At 48.6% G+C, this 15,361-nt stretch carries 13 protein-coding genes; 6 read left to right on the top strand and 7 right to left on the bottom strand.

From position 1 onward, the window contains the following. Nucleotides 1–38: 38 nt before the first annotated feature. Nucleotides 39–998 carry an ABC transporter ATP-binding protein gene (locus ACIFQM_RS16375; protein WP_430041316.1) on the top strand — a complete coding sequence of 320 codons (960 nt, stop codon included), beginning with the start codon at nucleotides 39–41 and terminating at the stop codon, nucleotides 996–998. Next, the gene (locus ACIFQM_RS16370) at nucleotides 991–1,845 is read left to right on the top strand and encodes a TatD family hydrolase (RefSeq protein ID WP_430065782.1); all 855 of its coding nucleotides are present in this window, start codon (nucleotides 991–993) and stop codon (nucleotides 1,843–1,845) included. Before ACIFQM_RS16375 ends, ACIFQM_RS16370 begins: the two co-directional genes overlap by 8 nt. A gap of 175 nt (nucleotides 1,846–2,020) precedes the next feature. Here the strand turns inward: ACIFQM_RS16370 and nfsA are convergent, their stop codons facing one another. From nfsA to ACIFQM_RS16335, 7 genes are all read right to left on the bottom strand, one after another. Then, a complete protein-coding gene (gene nfsA / locus ACIFQM_RS16365) occupies nucleotides 2,021–2,764 on the bottom strand; it encodes an oxygen-insensitive NADPH nitroreductase (protein WP_430041314.1) in 744 nt (247 codons plus the stop codon). 306 nt (nucleotides 2,765–3,070) lie between these two features. Beyond that, entirely contained in the window at nucleotides 3,071–3,655 is a 585-nt protein-coding gene (locus ACIFQM_RS16360; protein WP_430041387.1) for a DUF3226 domain-containing protein, read from the bottom strand. 178 nt (nucleotides 3,656–3,833) lie between these two features. After that, complete coding sequence (locus ACIFQM_RS16355; protein WP_430041313.1) at nucleotides 3,834–4,934, bottom strand: AAA family ATPase; 1,101 nt, start codon at nucleotides 4,932–4,934, stop codon at nucleotides 3,834–3,836. Between the two features lie 196 nt (nucleotides 4,935–5,130). Then, complete coding sequence (locus ACIFQM_RS16350) at nucleotides 5,131–7,596, bottom strand: heavy metal translocating P-type ATPase (RefSeq protein ID WP_430041312.1); 2,466 nt, start codon at nucleotides 7,594–7,596, stop codon at nucleotides 5,131–5,133. 110 nt (nucleotides 7,597–7,706) lie between these two features. Further along, nucleotides 7,707–7,907 (bottom strand): copper ion binding protein, encoded by a 201-nt coding sequence (locus ACIFQM_RS16345; RefSeq protein WP_025683234.1) that lies wholly within the window; start codon nucleotides 7,905–7,907, stop codon nucleotides 7,707–7,709. Nucleotides 7,908–7,964: 57 nt separating this feature from the next. After that, a complete protein-coding gene (locus tag ACIFQM_RS16340; protein WP_283654317.1) occupies nucleotides 7,965–8,315 on the bottom strand; it encodes a metal-sensitive transcriptional regulator in 351 nt (116 codons plus the stop codon). 111 nt (nucleotides 8,316–8,426) lie between these two features. Continuing rightward, complete coding sequence (locus ACIFQM_RS16335; RefSeq protein WP_430065780.1) at nucleotides 8,427–9,662, bottom strand: multidrug effflux MFS transporter; 1,236 nt, start codon at nucleotides 9,660–9,662, stop codon at nucleotides 8,427–8,429. Nucleotides 9,663–9,863: 201 nt separating this feature from the next. On the opposite strand from ACIFQM_RS16335, the gene ACIFQM_RS16330 reads away from it, so the two are divergent. The 4 genes from ACIFQM_RS16330 (at nucleotide 9,864) to ACIFQM_RS16315 (ending at nucleotide 15,359) form a co-directional block, all read left to right on the top strand. Further along, a complete protein-coding gene (locus ACIFQM_RS16330; RefSeq protein ID WP_430041309.1) occupies nucleotides 9,864–10,457 on the top strand; it encodes a DUF5317 domain-containing protein in 594 nt (197 codons plus the stop codon). A gap of 285 nt (nucleotides 10,458–10,742) precedes the next feature. Continuing rightward, nucleotides 10,743–12,590 carry a bifunctional diguanylate cyclase/phosphohydrolase gene (locus tag ACIFQM_RS16325; protein WP_430065778.1) on the top strand — a complete coding sequence of 616 codons (1,848 nt, stop codon included), beginning with the start codon at nucleotides 10,743–10,745 and terminating at the stop codon, nucleotides 12,588–12,590. A 252-nt stretch (nucleotides 12,591–12,842) separates the two neighbouring features. Beyond that, a complete protein-coding gene (locus ACIFQM_RS16320; protein WP_430041306.1) occupies nucleotides 12,843–14,570 on the top strand; it encodes a copper resistance CopC/CopD family protein in 1,728 nt (575 codons plus the stop codon). Between the two features lie 48 nt (nucleotides 14,571–14,618). Beyond that, a complete protein-coding gene (locus ACIFQM_RS16315; RefSeq protein WP_430041305.1) occupies nucleotides 14,619–15,359 on the top strand; it encodes a YcnI family protein in 741 nt (246 codons plus the stop codon). The last annotated feature ends 2 nt before the right edge of the window (nucleotides 15,360–15,361 follow it).

The following is a 15,361-nucleotide window of genomic DNA, read 5'->3' as shown; positions in this document are numbered from 1 at the left end:
GTGGAATCAAAGGATACCAAAGAAAGGACGTGGCATGTATGAGTCTGCATCCTACTAACTTATCACCGCAAAATATGGCTGATGAAAAACGAGTCCAACGAGCCGTGGAACCGCAGGAGCATTCTTCCACTTCTCCAGCCTTGGAACTGGACGGTATTAGCCTGGCCTTCCGGGAAAAGCGAAGCCCGCTGCCTGTATTGCAGGATGTATCCTTGAGCGTTCGACCTGGGGAATTCGTCTCCCTGATCGGCCCGTCCGGCAGCGGCAAAAGCACACTGTTTCACATCATCGGCGGGCTGCTCAAGCCCCAGCAGGGGCACATCCGTATGCACGGACAGGACGTGACCGGCGAACGCGGGCATATCAGCTATATGCCCCAGCAGCCCGCGCTTTTCCCGTGGCGTACCACGCTGGACAACGTGCTGCTCGGGCAGGAAAATGCGCGGCGTAAAGATACAACAGCGCAGCCTCGGCACAGCAGCGAACGCGAACGCCGTAAGGAAGCCCTGCAATGGCTGGAGCAGGTTGGGCTTGGCCCATTCGCTAAGGCGTATCCGCATACGCTCTCTGGCGGCATGCAGCAACGGGCGGCTTTCCTGCGCGCGCTACTCAGTCCGCAAGAGCTGATGCTACTGGATGAGCCGTTCAGCGCACTGGACGCGCTGACGCGCGGAGACATGCAACAATGGCTCCTGCGGATGTGGGAGAAGAACCGCCGCTCTGTGCTGTTTATTACCCACAGCATTGAGGAAGCGTTGCTGCTCTCCGACCGTATCTATGTACTGTCGGCGCGACCTGCTTCGGTGATACACATCGTAGACGTTCCCTTCCCTCGCCCTCGCAGGGAAGAAATCACCATCGACCCGCGCTTTATCGAATGGAAGCGGAAAATGACAGGCTGGATGCGCGAGGAAAAGTACAGACTGGAAGGCGACATGGACAACACTGGAGGCGTCCGTGAGGATGCTTCAGGTAATGGGGCAAGCCGTTATGAATGACTCGAAGAATAAGAAACTGGACACGGCAGCGCCAACGACGACGCCAGTACCGGCGCCTCTAATCGACGCGCACATTCATGTGGATGGCTATCCGTCCGAGCAGCAAGAGCTATTGCTCGCTTCGCTTGCAGATAGCAGCGTCGAAGCCGTCATAGCCGTGTCCATGCATCTCGCCTCCAGCCGGGCCAATTTGTGCTTATCTGAGCGTTTTCCCGGGCTGGTACGACCCGCCTTTGGCTTTCATCCCGAACAGCCTCTTCCATCGCAAGCTGAGCTCGATCTGTTATTCAACTGGATGGACAAGCATGCAGAGCATATGGTCGCCATAGGTGAGGTCGGCTTGCCCTACTATAATCGGCTGGAAGCCTTGGAGAGAGCCGTTTCCTTTGACCTTGCTCCTTACATAGAACTGCTGGAACGTTTTGTCCGATTTGCGGGAAAACATAACAAGCCGATTGTACTGCATGCCGTCTATGAGGACGCGGACATTGCCTGCGACTTACTGGAACGCCACGGCGTTACGCAGGCGCATTTCCATTGGTTTAAAGGCTCTCCCGCCACGACCGAACGCATGGCCCGTAACGGCTATTATGTCTCCTTCACACCGGATCTCTTGTATGAGGATGAAATCCGAGGCTTGGCAATACAGTATCCATCCGGGCAGGTGATGGCGGAAACGGACGGCCCTTGGCCCTTTGAGGGGCCTTTTTCCGGACAACAGACCCATCCATGCACGACCGCCGAAGTCATTCGGGCGTATAGCAGGCTGACAGGTCAAAATGAAACTGTCGTTCGGCAATTATTTTATGACAATACGAGACGCTTTTACGCATTGTCTAATTTATAAAGCCATATCAGCTATTCCCTGAAAAGATATACAAGCCAGCTTACAACAAAAACAAAGAACCTCCTATTACGCGGACTTCATCATGCGCAAAAGGAGATTCTTTGTATTTTTCAAACATACCTATGGCTCATGCCATTTATATGTTGCTGCGTTATTTTTATCGCTTACCCGACCTTTATTGCTTCAAAAATCCCTTTTGCTCCAAAAAAGACTTCATCTGCAAACGTGCAGGCTCGGTCAGTCTTGCTGCCATTTGCTCTGACCATGGAGTAGACCGCTGGCCACCTGTGCGTTCCTTCAAATATTCAGCCGATGTGTGATCATACAGATCCACAGCTTTCATCGTCTGATTTTTGTCGTAGCCGTTCATATGCAAAACACCGGACAGCGGAAGACGTGGACGTAAGCTCCCTTCCTGATCCGGTACACCAATACACATGCCGAACACCGGATATACCAGCTCAGGCAATCCCAACAGCTCGGATACCTCGGCTATTTTTGTACGGATGCCCCCGATGTAGACCATGCCCAAACCGAGTGATTCGGCGGCCACGGCTGCATTCTGTGCAGCTAACGCGGCATCAATGGTCGCAACCGTGTAATTTTCGACGGAACCTTCATAGGAGGACTTGCCCGGTTGATGATGAACCGTGACCTGCTTCAAGCGGTACAAATCTGCACACCACACAAGGAACGCCGGGCATTGCTCAACGTAAGCCTGACCACCTGCCAACTCAGCCAGTTTTGTTTTCAAAGAAGGCTCTGTAACGGCAATGACGGTATAAGCCTGTACATTGCTGGACGAGGAAGCCATCTGGCCTGCTGCCACAATAGCTGCGAGCTGCTCGTCGGTAACGGCATCTGACTTGAATTTTCGTACAGACCGATGATTCATCAACAAGGAAATCGTATCATTCATGACTGCTTCACTCCTAATCCATAATATAAGCTTTTTATCTGTGTCAAGCTGTGCGTATACGAAGAGGTTTTGCATGTTTGCATGGCATTACTACAAGTATTATGAAACTTTCGGGAATGATAAGCAACTATAAGCCATTTAGCAAGGAAGGATTCTATGAAAAAGGGCTGAACATAACAAAAAAGCAAGCACTCAGGAGGTTAATCCTTGTTTACTTGCTAAAAAAATGGTCTATTTGTATTCTAATAATGTCGCTGCCCAAATCTTATAAATATCTATATGAGTCAAAGTTCTTTCTACATTCACTCAGTACCTTAGTAAGTTTTTCAAAAAGTCAGTAATTTCTTTGACTGGTATCAGGACCAATGTGCTTGAGGAAATCCAATCATTGTCTTGTATAGAGACTTGATTTGCTTTTCCTGGTTTTAAAATATTAGCTATGCAACCAACTACAACTTTTGCCTCGTCTGTTACTCCCCAATTATGTCTATACTGGTCATCGATATTATTCACATAGTTTAAGGCACCTTTTAAAATCTCTGGATACACAACTTCAGCACACTGAATTAATGCATCCTCCAATGTGCCTTTATCTCTATTATTAGGGAAAACATGTATTCCTATACGAGGGATATTTTCTATAATCTCACCTGGATATCCTATATTCGAAAACGCTAAGTCGTCATCTCCTAAAGTCTGAATGATATTTTGACAACTTATCTTGGCTTCTTCATCATCCGCGTCAATCAGAACGCCAACTGCACTTAAAAAACCATTTTCCTTCCGCAAAATATTTAACAAAGTTAACCTCAGCACTTTAGCTATTTTGGTTATTCCTCCGGCAGAGTGTACAGCGACTGACAAGTTGTTGCTCTGAAAGAAAACTGGAATAGAAACTCTTTTTAGTAAATCGCCTTCAGGAGGAAAGTTCTTTGGTATTATATCTAGTCAGTACTCGTCTAATTTAGAAAGTTGTTGAACTCTTTTAAAACCATTCGATTTCAAGACTTTCCCCACTACTTCAACATCGTGAGGACCTTCGACAACCAAATATGCATATTCCATTTGCTTACCTCACATCCTGACCCAGCTCATATCTCAATGAGTACATATCCTCACCTATAAACCTTTTTGAATATGTTCTGCTATCTGACAAAAGTTTCTCTAATCTATAGGTAGTAAGCTCGTTTAAATTTTTTGTATCTGCTGACAATATCGCATCAAGGGCTTCTAAACTATGAGTTGTTACAAATAGCTGTACATTAAAATCTTTACAATTGCTGACAAGCCAATCAAAGAACTTTTTAAATAGTTTGGAATGTATGGCAGTTTCAACTTCATCTATTAACAACACACCGTTTTTAGACTGTAATATAGCGGTTGCAATAGTTAAAATTCTCCGCACACCATCACCATAGACCGTAATCGGAACATATCCCATCGTCCTATGCTTAAAATAAGGAGTAGATCTGTTGCCATTAGGATCTAATATCTCTATTCCCTCAATATTTTCATCAAAATCTTGTAGTAAGTTAATAATACTATTTTTATTTCCCGTCATAATAGTTGCTGAAATCGCTTTTGCTGAGATAGGCAATACACGGTGATCCACGGGAGATACCAGATTTGTCTTGAAAATAACATTTTTCCGATCTCTTCGCATAACTCTTTGTGAATCGGTAATCAAATACTTTTGCTCTACTTCATCATTGAGTACTTTAGTTCTAAACATGATTTCAACTGCTCGTTCTTCTTCTACTTCTCCAATGTTCTCCTGTTGTTTCACACTATTCGTTAAATCCATAACAGATGTTTCATGACATTCAATATTACATTCTATAAATCCCGATTCTAATTTCGCTCCTAAATTAATACGTTCCCTGACTAACTCATTAACAGCCCCGTAAAAGGCAACTGGGAAAGTCCATAGAACAGAGTCTACTGTCGATAGTTTCCGAGATAATATTGAAAATGTTCTATCTCTCCCTTTAGAAGTAGCAATAAGCTGAAATATATCCCCTGGACTTGTTATTAATTCAATACTTTCTAAAATGGAAGTCTTACCCACATTATTCTTCCCCACTAAAAGATTGAACTGACTCAAATTCTTCAGTTCTAAATCTTTAATTCCACGAAAATTTTCAATATATAAATCATTTATATGATTCAAAATTATCGCTCCTCCCCATCTTGCTAATACTTAATTATATTCCTATTATTGACTGAATACTCATACAATATAAAAACCTTTAGAAGAATAGTTTATCCTCCTCTTTGAATCGTGTAATTCCATTCTATCAAAGAACCGTTACTTGGGGTTTGAATTTTAAAAAAAGGGCTGCCCTAAGGACAGCCCTTGATTTTATCTACAGTTTCACCCGTTGGAGACGCAGGGCATTCAACACCACCGAAACAGAGCTAAATGCCATAGCTGCTCCCGCCAGCCACGGGGCAAGGAAGCCCAAGGCAGCAATCGGAATGCCGATTACGTTATAACCTAACGCCCAAAACAGATTTTGCCGGATATTCGTCATCGTACGGCGGCTCATTTCGATCGCATCGGGAATGCTGTTCAGGTTGCCGCGCATAAGCGTGATATCCGCAGCCTCCATCGCCACATCCGTACCCGTCCCCATCGCCATCCCGATATTAGCGGTAGCCAGCGCGGGCGCGTCATTAATACCATCGCCCACCATGGCTACGATCAGTCCCTGCTCCTGAAGCCGTTTTACTTCTTCAGCCTTGCCCTCCGGCAGCACCTCAGCCAGCACCCGCTCAATTCCGGCCTCGGCAGCAACTGCCCGCGCGGTCCGTTCATTGTCACCCGTAATCATGATAACCTCAATGTTCATCGCACGCAGACGGGCAACCGCCTCCCGTGACGTTTCCTTGATCGTATCTGCCACGGCTACCAGTCCGGCATAGGAACCGTCCACTACAATCAGCATGGCTGTTTTGCCCGCGTTCTCCAGCTCATGCATATGCTGCTCGGCAGAGTCAGCTATCGCGATGCCTTCCCTGCTCATCAATCGACGGGTACCTGCCAGTACCTGCTTGCCTTCCACATGAGCCATCACGCCATAGCCCGGAATATTTTCAAAATCCGTTGGCTCTGCTAGCTCAATGCCGCGATCCGTAATCCCTCTTACAATGGCTTCCGCCAGTGGATGCTCCGAGCTTTTTTCCGCCGCAGCCAACAACCGCAGCAGATCCGTTTCACTCAAGCTTCCTTCTCCGACCATAACATCCGTCAGCACCGGCTTGCCGTTCGTAACCGTACCCGTCTTATCCAGTACCACCGCGTTGATGGAGCGGGTCATTTCCAGATGCTCGCCGCCCTTGAACAGAATGCCATACTCTGCGGCACGTCCCGAACCCGCCATAATAGACGTTGGCGTAGCCAATCCGAGCGCACAAGGACATGCAATGACGAGAACTGCAATCATTTTCTCCAGGGAGCCTGCAAAATCTGCTGGAGTTACAAGGAAAAACCAGACGATAAAGGCCATTGCCGCTATAGCTACAACGATTGGGACAAAAATTCCTGATATTTGATCAGCGATCCGCTGAATCGGTGCCTTGGAATTTTGCGCATCCTCCACGACCTTAATAATACGGGCCAATGCCGTATCGCCCCCCACACGCTCAGCCTGGATACGAAGTACACCGTTTTTATTGAGCGTAGCTCCTGTGACCACAGAACCCGCTTCTTTTTCCACCGGAAGACTTTCGCCACTCAGCATAGATTCATCCACTGCCGAGCGTCCGTCCACAACCACACCATCGACAGGGATTTTCTCGCCGGGACGTACAATAAAAATGTCCTTCACACGAACCTGCTCAATCGGTATATCAAGCTCTTGCCCATTACGTACCACACGCGCCGTCGTCGCCTGGAGACTCATGAGACTCTTAATCGCCTCGGACGAACGGCCCTTGGCTACTGCTTCGAACCATTTACCGACGAGAATAAGCGTAATCAGCACCGCGCTTGTCTCATAGTACAGCTCAGGCATTTTCATGACAGGCATCCCTGCCATACCTCCCATGCTGTCCATCACGGTAGACGGACGCAGGGTGAGATACAAGCTGTAAAAATAGGCGGAAGACGTGCCCAGAGCAACCAGTACATCCATATTGGAGCCGCCATTGCGCAGCGCCTTATACGCTCCCACGTAAAACTGCCATCCAATGATAAACTGGATCGGTGTAGCCAGCACAAGCTGGAACCACGGATTCAGAAATAAGCCAGGCACATAAATCCATGAGGTAAAGGAGAAATGAGCCACCATCGCCCACAACAGCGGAAGCGACAGCACCGCCGAGACGATCCACTTCCACTTTTTACGATTCATATCCTTGCTGCGCACATCTGCAATGTTATCTTCGGCACTTTGTGGAATGGCTCCATAGCCAAGCTGTTCAATCTTGCTCACCAGATCATTGACTGCAATACTCCCCGCCGCATATTCCACATGAGCTGTTTCCATCGCCAAATTCACCGTAGCTCCTGTCACACCCGGCATCCGATTAAGCCCCTTCTCAATACGGGTTGCGCAGGCTGCGCATGTCATGCCTGTCACATTCAGATTGGCTTCCTCACTCACAGTTCCAAAACCAAGTGAAGCAATTTTATCGCGAAAATCAGGAATATCCACCTGCTTTGGATCATACGAAATCGATGCCTGCTCCATGGTCAGATTTACATTAGCCTGCGCCACGCCGTCTATTCGATTCAGCCCCTTTTCAATCCGGGCTGCGCAGGCAGCACAGGACATCCCTGTAATATGAAGCGTTGTCTGCTTGTCACCATCCGTCACACGGTTTTCCATGATACCCCTCCTCCATATACCCCTATGGGGTATATTTGTGATCAAAAGAAAAAGCTCCTATATGGAAGCTTTTCCTTGTAAAACATGTTCATGTACCCATTTCTTCAATCTTAAACGACGTCATAGCCTTGGTCTTCAATTGCGGTTTTCAACGCTTCCACGTTCAGCTTGGACTCGTCGTATTCTACAGCCACTTGTTTCGCTTCAAGACTGACCTTGCCGGAAGCGCCGACTTTCTCCAAGGCTCCTTCTACTGCTTTCACGCAATGATTGCAGCTCATGCCCTCTACGTTCAATGTTACTTGTGCCATTGTGTTTCCTCCTCCTGGATACTTCGTGTACCCGATTCATGTGTATGGATATTGCTCTTAACGGATCAGCTTCTTGACCGTAACCAGCAGCTCATCAATCACTTCCGGCTCTCCGGCCTGCATGCGCTCAATGACACAGCTTTTCATATGCCCTTCCAGCAGCAGCTTGCCGACACCATTCAGGGCGGACTGGACAGCCGCAATCTGGTTCAGCACATCGTCACAATAGGTATCCTTCTCGATCAAGCCCTTGATTCCCCGAACCTGACCTTCAATACGGTTCAATCGGGATGTAAGACTGTTCTTGAATTCTGCCGAGTGATGACTTTTTCTGACGGTCTTTTCCCCTTCTGTTCCGCAATGAGCCTCATGGACTTCAGCGTTGGAAACAGGTTGCTCTTCAGCCATACATTAGCCTCCTGTGTTGTGTATATGCATCCATGCATTTGTAATATGCTTCTAGCATAATATACCCCTATGGGGTATGTCAACCTTCCAGAAAAATGTCCCCTGTTTGCCTTATTTCAGACCTTCGCGCGCACTTCCTCGGGCAAGTACCATAAAGCTTAACAACGCACCAACTTCCGCTATAGCGATGACGATAGCCATCGGTATGGGGGTTGTTCCACTGCCCAAGCCCACCAGCGGCGAAGCGATGGAGCCAAGCAACAGAGGCAGCAAGCCGAGCATAGCGGACGCACTGCCTGCGGAGCGCTGCTGGCTTTGCATTGCCAATGAAGTGGTGGTGGTACTCACGATCCCGACGCAGGAAACAACAAAGAATAGCGGAACTAGAATAGCAAACAGTTGACCTCCGGTAAAAGCTACAGTAAGCAAGCTAATTCCGGCTACAGCCGCAATCACCAAACCCGATAAGAGCAGCTGCCGTTCGCTGAAACGGCCCACAAGCCTCCCGGTCAATTGAGAAAACAGTACAATCCCCAAACCATTCACCGCGAAAATAATACTGTATGTCTGAGGTGAAACCCCGAAAATATCCTGAAGCACGAACGGCGAGCCAGCGATGTACGCAAACATGGCTCCTGTAATGAGCGCCTGCGAGAAGGCATATCCCATAAAGCGCCGATCCGTAAAAAGATGACCGAGTGTACGAAGCGTCTGCTTCAAACCACCCGATGAACGGCGGCTGACAGGCAGTGTTTCCGGAAGCCCCAACACAACGGCAATTAACATAGCCACACCGACTACGCAAAGCACCATGAACACACCGCGCCAGGATACAAAATTCAAAATTACACCGCCCAGCACAGGAGCAGCAATCGGAGCCACACCGTTCACCAGCATGAGCAGCGAAAAGAAGCGCGTCAGCTCTTTGCCCGAATATAGATCACGCGCAACGGCTCTGGAGATGACGATCCCCGCAGACCCGGTAAGCCCCTGAATAAAGCGCAGCCCGATCAGCACGCCGATATTCGGCGCAAACACGCATAACAGTGAAGCAGCGGCGTACAGGACAAGCGATACGACCAGCGGACCTCTACGTCCTCTTACATCACTCAGCGGCCCAGCAACGAGCTGCCCGACTGCCAGCCCCAACAAACAGGCGGTCAGACTGAGCTGGGCCAGAGAAGTCGTCGTATGCAAATTGTTGGCTAATGTAGGCAATGATGGCAAATACATATCTATGGACAAGGGTCCGAAAGCGCTCAACGCTCCCAGAACAAAGGCAATCCATAAAATCCGGGATTTGGTCATATCTGCGGCAACCATTACTGTATGGGCAAACCGATTCATAATAACAATCATCCTTTTCTGAAAATATAAAATATCACTTCAATTACATCATGATAACATTCATTTTATCCTGGTTCGATCATTTACACGCTAATCCGCAATTTTTTTCGAAACTGCTACATATCAGGCAGGAATTTACCAATTTAAGGTCGAATTATACCTTAACCAAAACAAAAAATTTGCGAAAGCTGGAGAATAACTATGGTCTATGATGGAGTGCTGCTTGGTCTCATTGTAGGACTGTTCAGAGGAGGCTGGCAGCAGGGGTTAATCCGCTTTAGCCAAATTCGCCTCATAGCTGGCTGGATGTTCCCTGTGCTACTGCTGGTGCAGTTCATTATTTTTTATGCTCAGGAAAAATGGGCCTGGCTTGCGTCCATCAACGGGTATCTGTTTATGGGCATCTATGCGGTTGGATTGATTTTTCTCTGGCTGAACAGGCACCACAAGGGATTCAAGCTTATTTTAATCGGAGTTCTGTTGAATTTTGTCGTCATGGCGGTCAATGGCGGCAGGATGCCAGTCTCGTTGAGCGCTTCTGAAGTGCTAGGCCCTTATTATACGGAAATGCTTAAATCTGGAAGCGTTATATCGAAGCATTACATGATGGATGCGGGTACGCGTTTATCATTTTTGGGTGATATTATTCCACTCTCCAAGCCCTATCCCCGTACGCAGGTGATCAGTATTGGAGATGTCATCATGAACTTTGGGATGTTTCTGTTTATTCAAAGCGTCATGGTCGTGAACAAAAAGAAGACCTCTCAGCAAAAAACCCATCCTCGCCACGCCTAGTGTGCGCCTTATTCCAAGGAAGGGAGTGAAACCTATGAAAAATTTGAAATATTCCCGTGTGATTATCAACGCTATTATCGTCGCTTCTGTCGTAATCGCTTTGACTTCCGGTTACAAAATCGGAGGCTAATCACTGATAAGGAAGAGGGAAGCACAGGCTCAACAAAACAGGCTGGATTCCGGCCTGTTTTTTCATGTGAAATATTCGATTACAAAATTGTAAATTACCCATTTACCCCCTGGTAGCTTTGACATCAAGATACGACAAGGCAGGAGAATGAAATAATGAGTATAATAAAAAAGCTGCAAGAACGGGTTAGCGCGACGGGATTATACGTTTTTCTCGTATGTACGGCAGGCTTAGTCGTCCTCTTGTATACGAACCATTGGTCCTTTATGCATTACTCGTCTACAGAGTGGGTCACGATCTACTCCCTGCTGGGGGCAGTTCTGATTTTGGAGCATTTTACCTTCCAGCTGCCGCCAGCCAGTAACAAGCAGTCGATGGATTCCTCCGTGTATCTCGCTTGTATTTTTGTACATGGCACTGAAATCGCTATGCTCGTTTTATTGTTCAATGTACTCATTGCCGCAATCCGGTATAGAGAACTTTCCTGGTGGAAGCATGCCGCCAATTTTTCCATCTATGCGCTCTCCATTTTCCTGTCGTCTGTCGTCTTTGAGCTTAGCGGCGGAACGCAGGGAGGCTTGAACGATGAGCATTTTACTTCCTACCTGCTGGCACTGTTCTGCTACTTTACGGTGAATACCATTACATTGGGTCTCTACTTTTATATTGCTTACAAAGGCTCTCTTCATGAGCTCAAAAAGGCTTTTCTCGCTGAATCCCTGCTTGTTTACTTATGCACACTCATCCTGTCTCTCGTACTGACCACACTGATTTATCATAACGGTATTTTGGGGCTTCTGCTGTTCCTTGCACTAAGTATGCTGCTATCCCACGCATTCAAGCAGTTGTTTACGATGTACCGGGAAATTGAAGAAAAAGCCAACATGGACCGCAGAACAGGGCTGTACAATCACAGTTATTTTGAAAATGCACTCGAAACCGAGCTGAATATAGCCAGATCCCAGAATACGCCTCTCAGCCTTGCCCTGATTGATATTGATGATTTCAAAAAGTACAACGATCACTTCGGTCACCTGAAAGGCGATCAGCTGTTGGGATTCCTCGGAGAGATTCTCAAAAAGGAAACCTCCGGCTCCAATATTATCGTCTCCCGCTATGGTGGAGAAGAATTTACGTTGCTTATGCCTGACCATACCGCCGAGCAAGCCTACGAAACGGTCAATGCCATCCGAAAAAGACTGAATGATTCCCGCTACGAGGGCGTGGAAATTTTCCCACACGGCTGCTTGTCCTTCTCCGCAGGCATTGCACAAAGCCGCATTGACATCTACGACAAATCACAGCTGGTTGATCTGGCAGATAAAGCACTGTACTACGCCAAGAAGCAGGGGAAAAATATCGTTCACACACATGGCAGTTTAAATGAACTGGAACGTGAAGTCGATCTGGGACAGGATATTCGTGATATTGAACAGCAGCTTAATCTGTTTTTGTACAAGGATATTAATACCTTCAAACATTCCAAACGGGTATTCAGATATGCAGCAGATATGAGCGAGGTGCTTCAGCTCGGCCCGGAGGATAAACGGCGGTTTATATTGGGTGCTCTCATTCATGACATTGGAAAACTGGAAATTCCTTGGAATATTATCAATAAAAAAGAAAAGCTGTCCTGTGAGGAATGGACGATGGTGAAAGCACATGTCATGTGGGGCAAACGAATTATCGAGGCCAACGAACGATTCGCAGACTTGGTTCCTTTTGTGGAGCTACACCATGAACGCTATGACGGGGGTGGCTATCCGTTCGGCTTTAAGGGTGAGCAAATCCCCCGGCTGTGCCGGATGCTGACGATTATTGACTCCTTCGATGCCATGACCACTGAGCGTCCCTACCAACCCACCAAAACGTTCGAGGAGGCCATCGAAGAGCTGCGGGCCTGCTCGGGTAGCCAATTCGATCCGGAGCTAACGGCTATTTTTATCCGCCATGTCCAGCATAAGCAGCCTGCTTTCATGGATTCTATAGAAGCAGACCACTAATTCCACATAAGGTTGCCCATCACCCCTACCGTTGTTAAAATCGTCCAGATTTCTACATCGGTAGGGGTTTTCATATGGATAGCACATGCAAAATACTATTTATTTCAAATTTCATATAAATGTCATAATTCGCTCCATCTATTTCTGCCACATGCACTATGATTAAGATATGAATTTAGGCTTGACCGTATGAGATGTCGTACTTTGGGACATCCTCGCTTCAAGTAATCGAGAGAAGGTGAATCCACGGGCATGTTGCACCTGTCCAGACCAGCCCGCGCGGCTTGTCTTCTGCTGCTATGTCTACCGTTACTTTTACTGTTTCCTCACTTATCATGGGCCCATGCATTTATCGTTGAATCCAGTCCGACCGAAAATCAGGTTTTGGACAAGCCGCCTTCACAGGTAAAAATCACCTTCAATGAGAATTTGCAATCCGCTTTTATGTCGATGAAAGTGACCGATGAAACAGGAAAACGGGTCGATACAGGAAAAGCGCAGCTCCATCCGGAGTATGAAAACACGATGGAAATCAAACTGATTCCGGGGATGAAAAATGGAATTTATACCGTCAATTGGAGAGCTTTATCCGCGGACGGACATCCGATCAACGGAGTGATTCCATTCCAGGTCGGCAACGGTTCCCATGCGTATACGGACCCCGCTGCCATCACATCCGAAGGCTCGGGAGCATCGCGGCTTGACCTAATTGCTATCCGCTGGCTGCTGTATATAGGACTGTCGTTGCTTTTGGGAGCGCTCTGTTTTCGGCTGTTCATCCTGCCAGGAACGGATCAAAGCAAGTACGCAAGTGAGCATCAAAAGCATGATCAACAGACCGGCATCACGTTACCACGCTGGTCCGCACTGCTATGGAGCGGCTACGGCATCACGTCTGTCGCCATCCTGATCAGTCTGCCGCTTCAGGCATCCTGGGATGCCGGGGTTTCGATCGGGCAGGGCTTTTCGTTCCCGATTCTTGGAGAAGCCCTCCAGTTCACGGGGGCGGGACAAATCTGGTTTATCCAGATGATTCTCGTGCTGATACTGAGCGTAGCGCTGATTTATACGCTGGATCACAGCATTTCCAACCGCCAGCGCCGTCTCTGGGGCTACGGCTCCGTCGTCCTGACGCTAGGCCTCATGCTGTCCAAGGCCTTTATAGGCCATCCGGCGGCGGCTACCCATCCGACTCCAGCCATCGCAGCGGACTTCGTCCACCTGGCCGCGGCAGCCTTCTGGATCGGCTCACTCGCCGTCATGGCGTTGTGCCTGCCTGCTGCCAGTCCAGAGCTGCCTGTGTCCGAGCGGGCAGCTCTGCGGCAAGCGGCCCTGCGCCGCTTTGCCGGCTGGGGCATTGCCATGGTGGCGGCGCTGCTCGCCACCGGCATGTATGGAGCCGTGCTGTACGTCCCGGCTCCATACATGCTGCTGAACACGTCCTACGGACTCGTTCTGCTTGGAAAAGCAGCGCTGCTGCTGGTCATGCTGGCCTTCGCGGCCAGCCAATTTCGCAGCGCACGGCAAGCGGCGGCAGCCAAGCGTGCCGCCGGGGGCTTGCGCATCGAGCTATCCATCGGCCTGCTCGTGCTGCTGTTGGCGGCGGTGCTCACCCACCTTTCGCCTGGTCAGGCACCTGCGGTACCGTTTGAGGAAACTCGCACCGCAGGCAAATATAACGTCACGCTGGCGGTTAGCCCGAATACCGTGGGCAGCAATGAATTTAAGGTAACCGTGCGGGATGCCAAAGGAGCCACCGTACAGGGAATCCAGCAGGTCACACTGACACTCGTTCCGGATGCCCCTGACAAATCCCGACAGGAATTTGTACTCCCTGTGCGGCAGCGGCAGCAGCAACCATTCCTTACTCAAGAGCTGCTGACCGCTGGAGGAACGTGGGCGGTACAGGTACATGCTCTGACCGCATCCTTGGATGCAGTTGACGCCGAATTTACTCTGCATGTCAGCCCCATAAAATAACCTAGGGCACGTAATTACAAATCTTTCAAACTAAAGGAGCTTATTTATATGAATACAAGAATTCAAATGGTAAAATCCAGATTTTCCAGGCTTGCGACCTCGTTGGGTCTGATTGCAGCAGGTGCTTTACTTTTTGCGGGTATGGCCAGTGCCCACGTGACGGTCAAGCCTTCCGTTTCACAGCCTAATGCTTGGGAGACATACACGTTGAAAGTGCCTGTAGAGAAAAACATTCCAACCACCAAAGTGGCTTTAAAAATCCCGAAAGAGGTCGTTTTCAAACAGTATGAGCCTGTACCAGATTGGAAGGTAGCAACCGAGAAAGACAGCTCCGGCAAAGTAACCACCGTTACCTGGACGACCGACGAAGATGGCATTCAGGCGGGTCAATACATGCGTTTCAGCTTCGTAGCACAAAATGCAGATCGGAATACGGAAGCCGCATGGAATGCTTTCCAATATTACAGTGACGGAAGTATCGTGGAATGGACAGGCGATGAAGGAAGCAACAATCCGCATTCCATTACAAAAATCACGGCAGATGCCGCCTCCGAAGCTGCCGCACCTTCCGCAGATCATGGTCATGATTCGGCTGGTGCAGCCGCAGGCGATGCAAGCACAGACACAGCTAAGGATAGCAGCAGCCCGGCACCCGCTTCGAACAATGCTACCGAAGCCGCACCTGCCGCTGCCAGCTCTGCTGCACAAACGACCGCACTCGTTCTGTCGATCATTGCAGTCGTGCTTGGTGCAGCAGCCGTCGGTATTGCGCTCAAGCGCCGCAAGTAATT

Origin of the sequence: Paenibacillus sp. NRS-1782 (assembly GCF_050467685.1) — a bacterium.
Classification (GTDB): domain Bacteria; phylum Bacillota; class Bacilli; order Paenibacillales; family Paenibacillaceae; genus Paenibacillus; species Paenibacillus terrae_A.
This window is presented reverse-complemented; position numbering and strand designations above follow the sequence as displayed.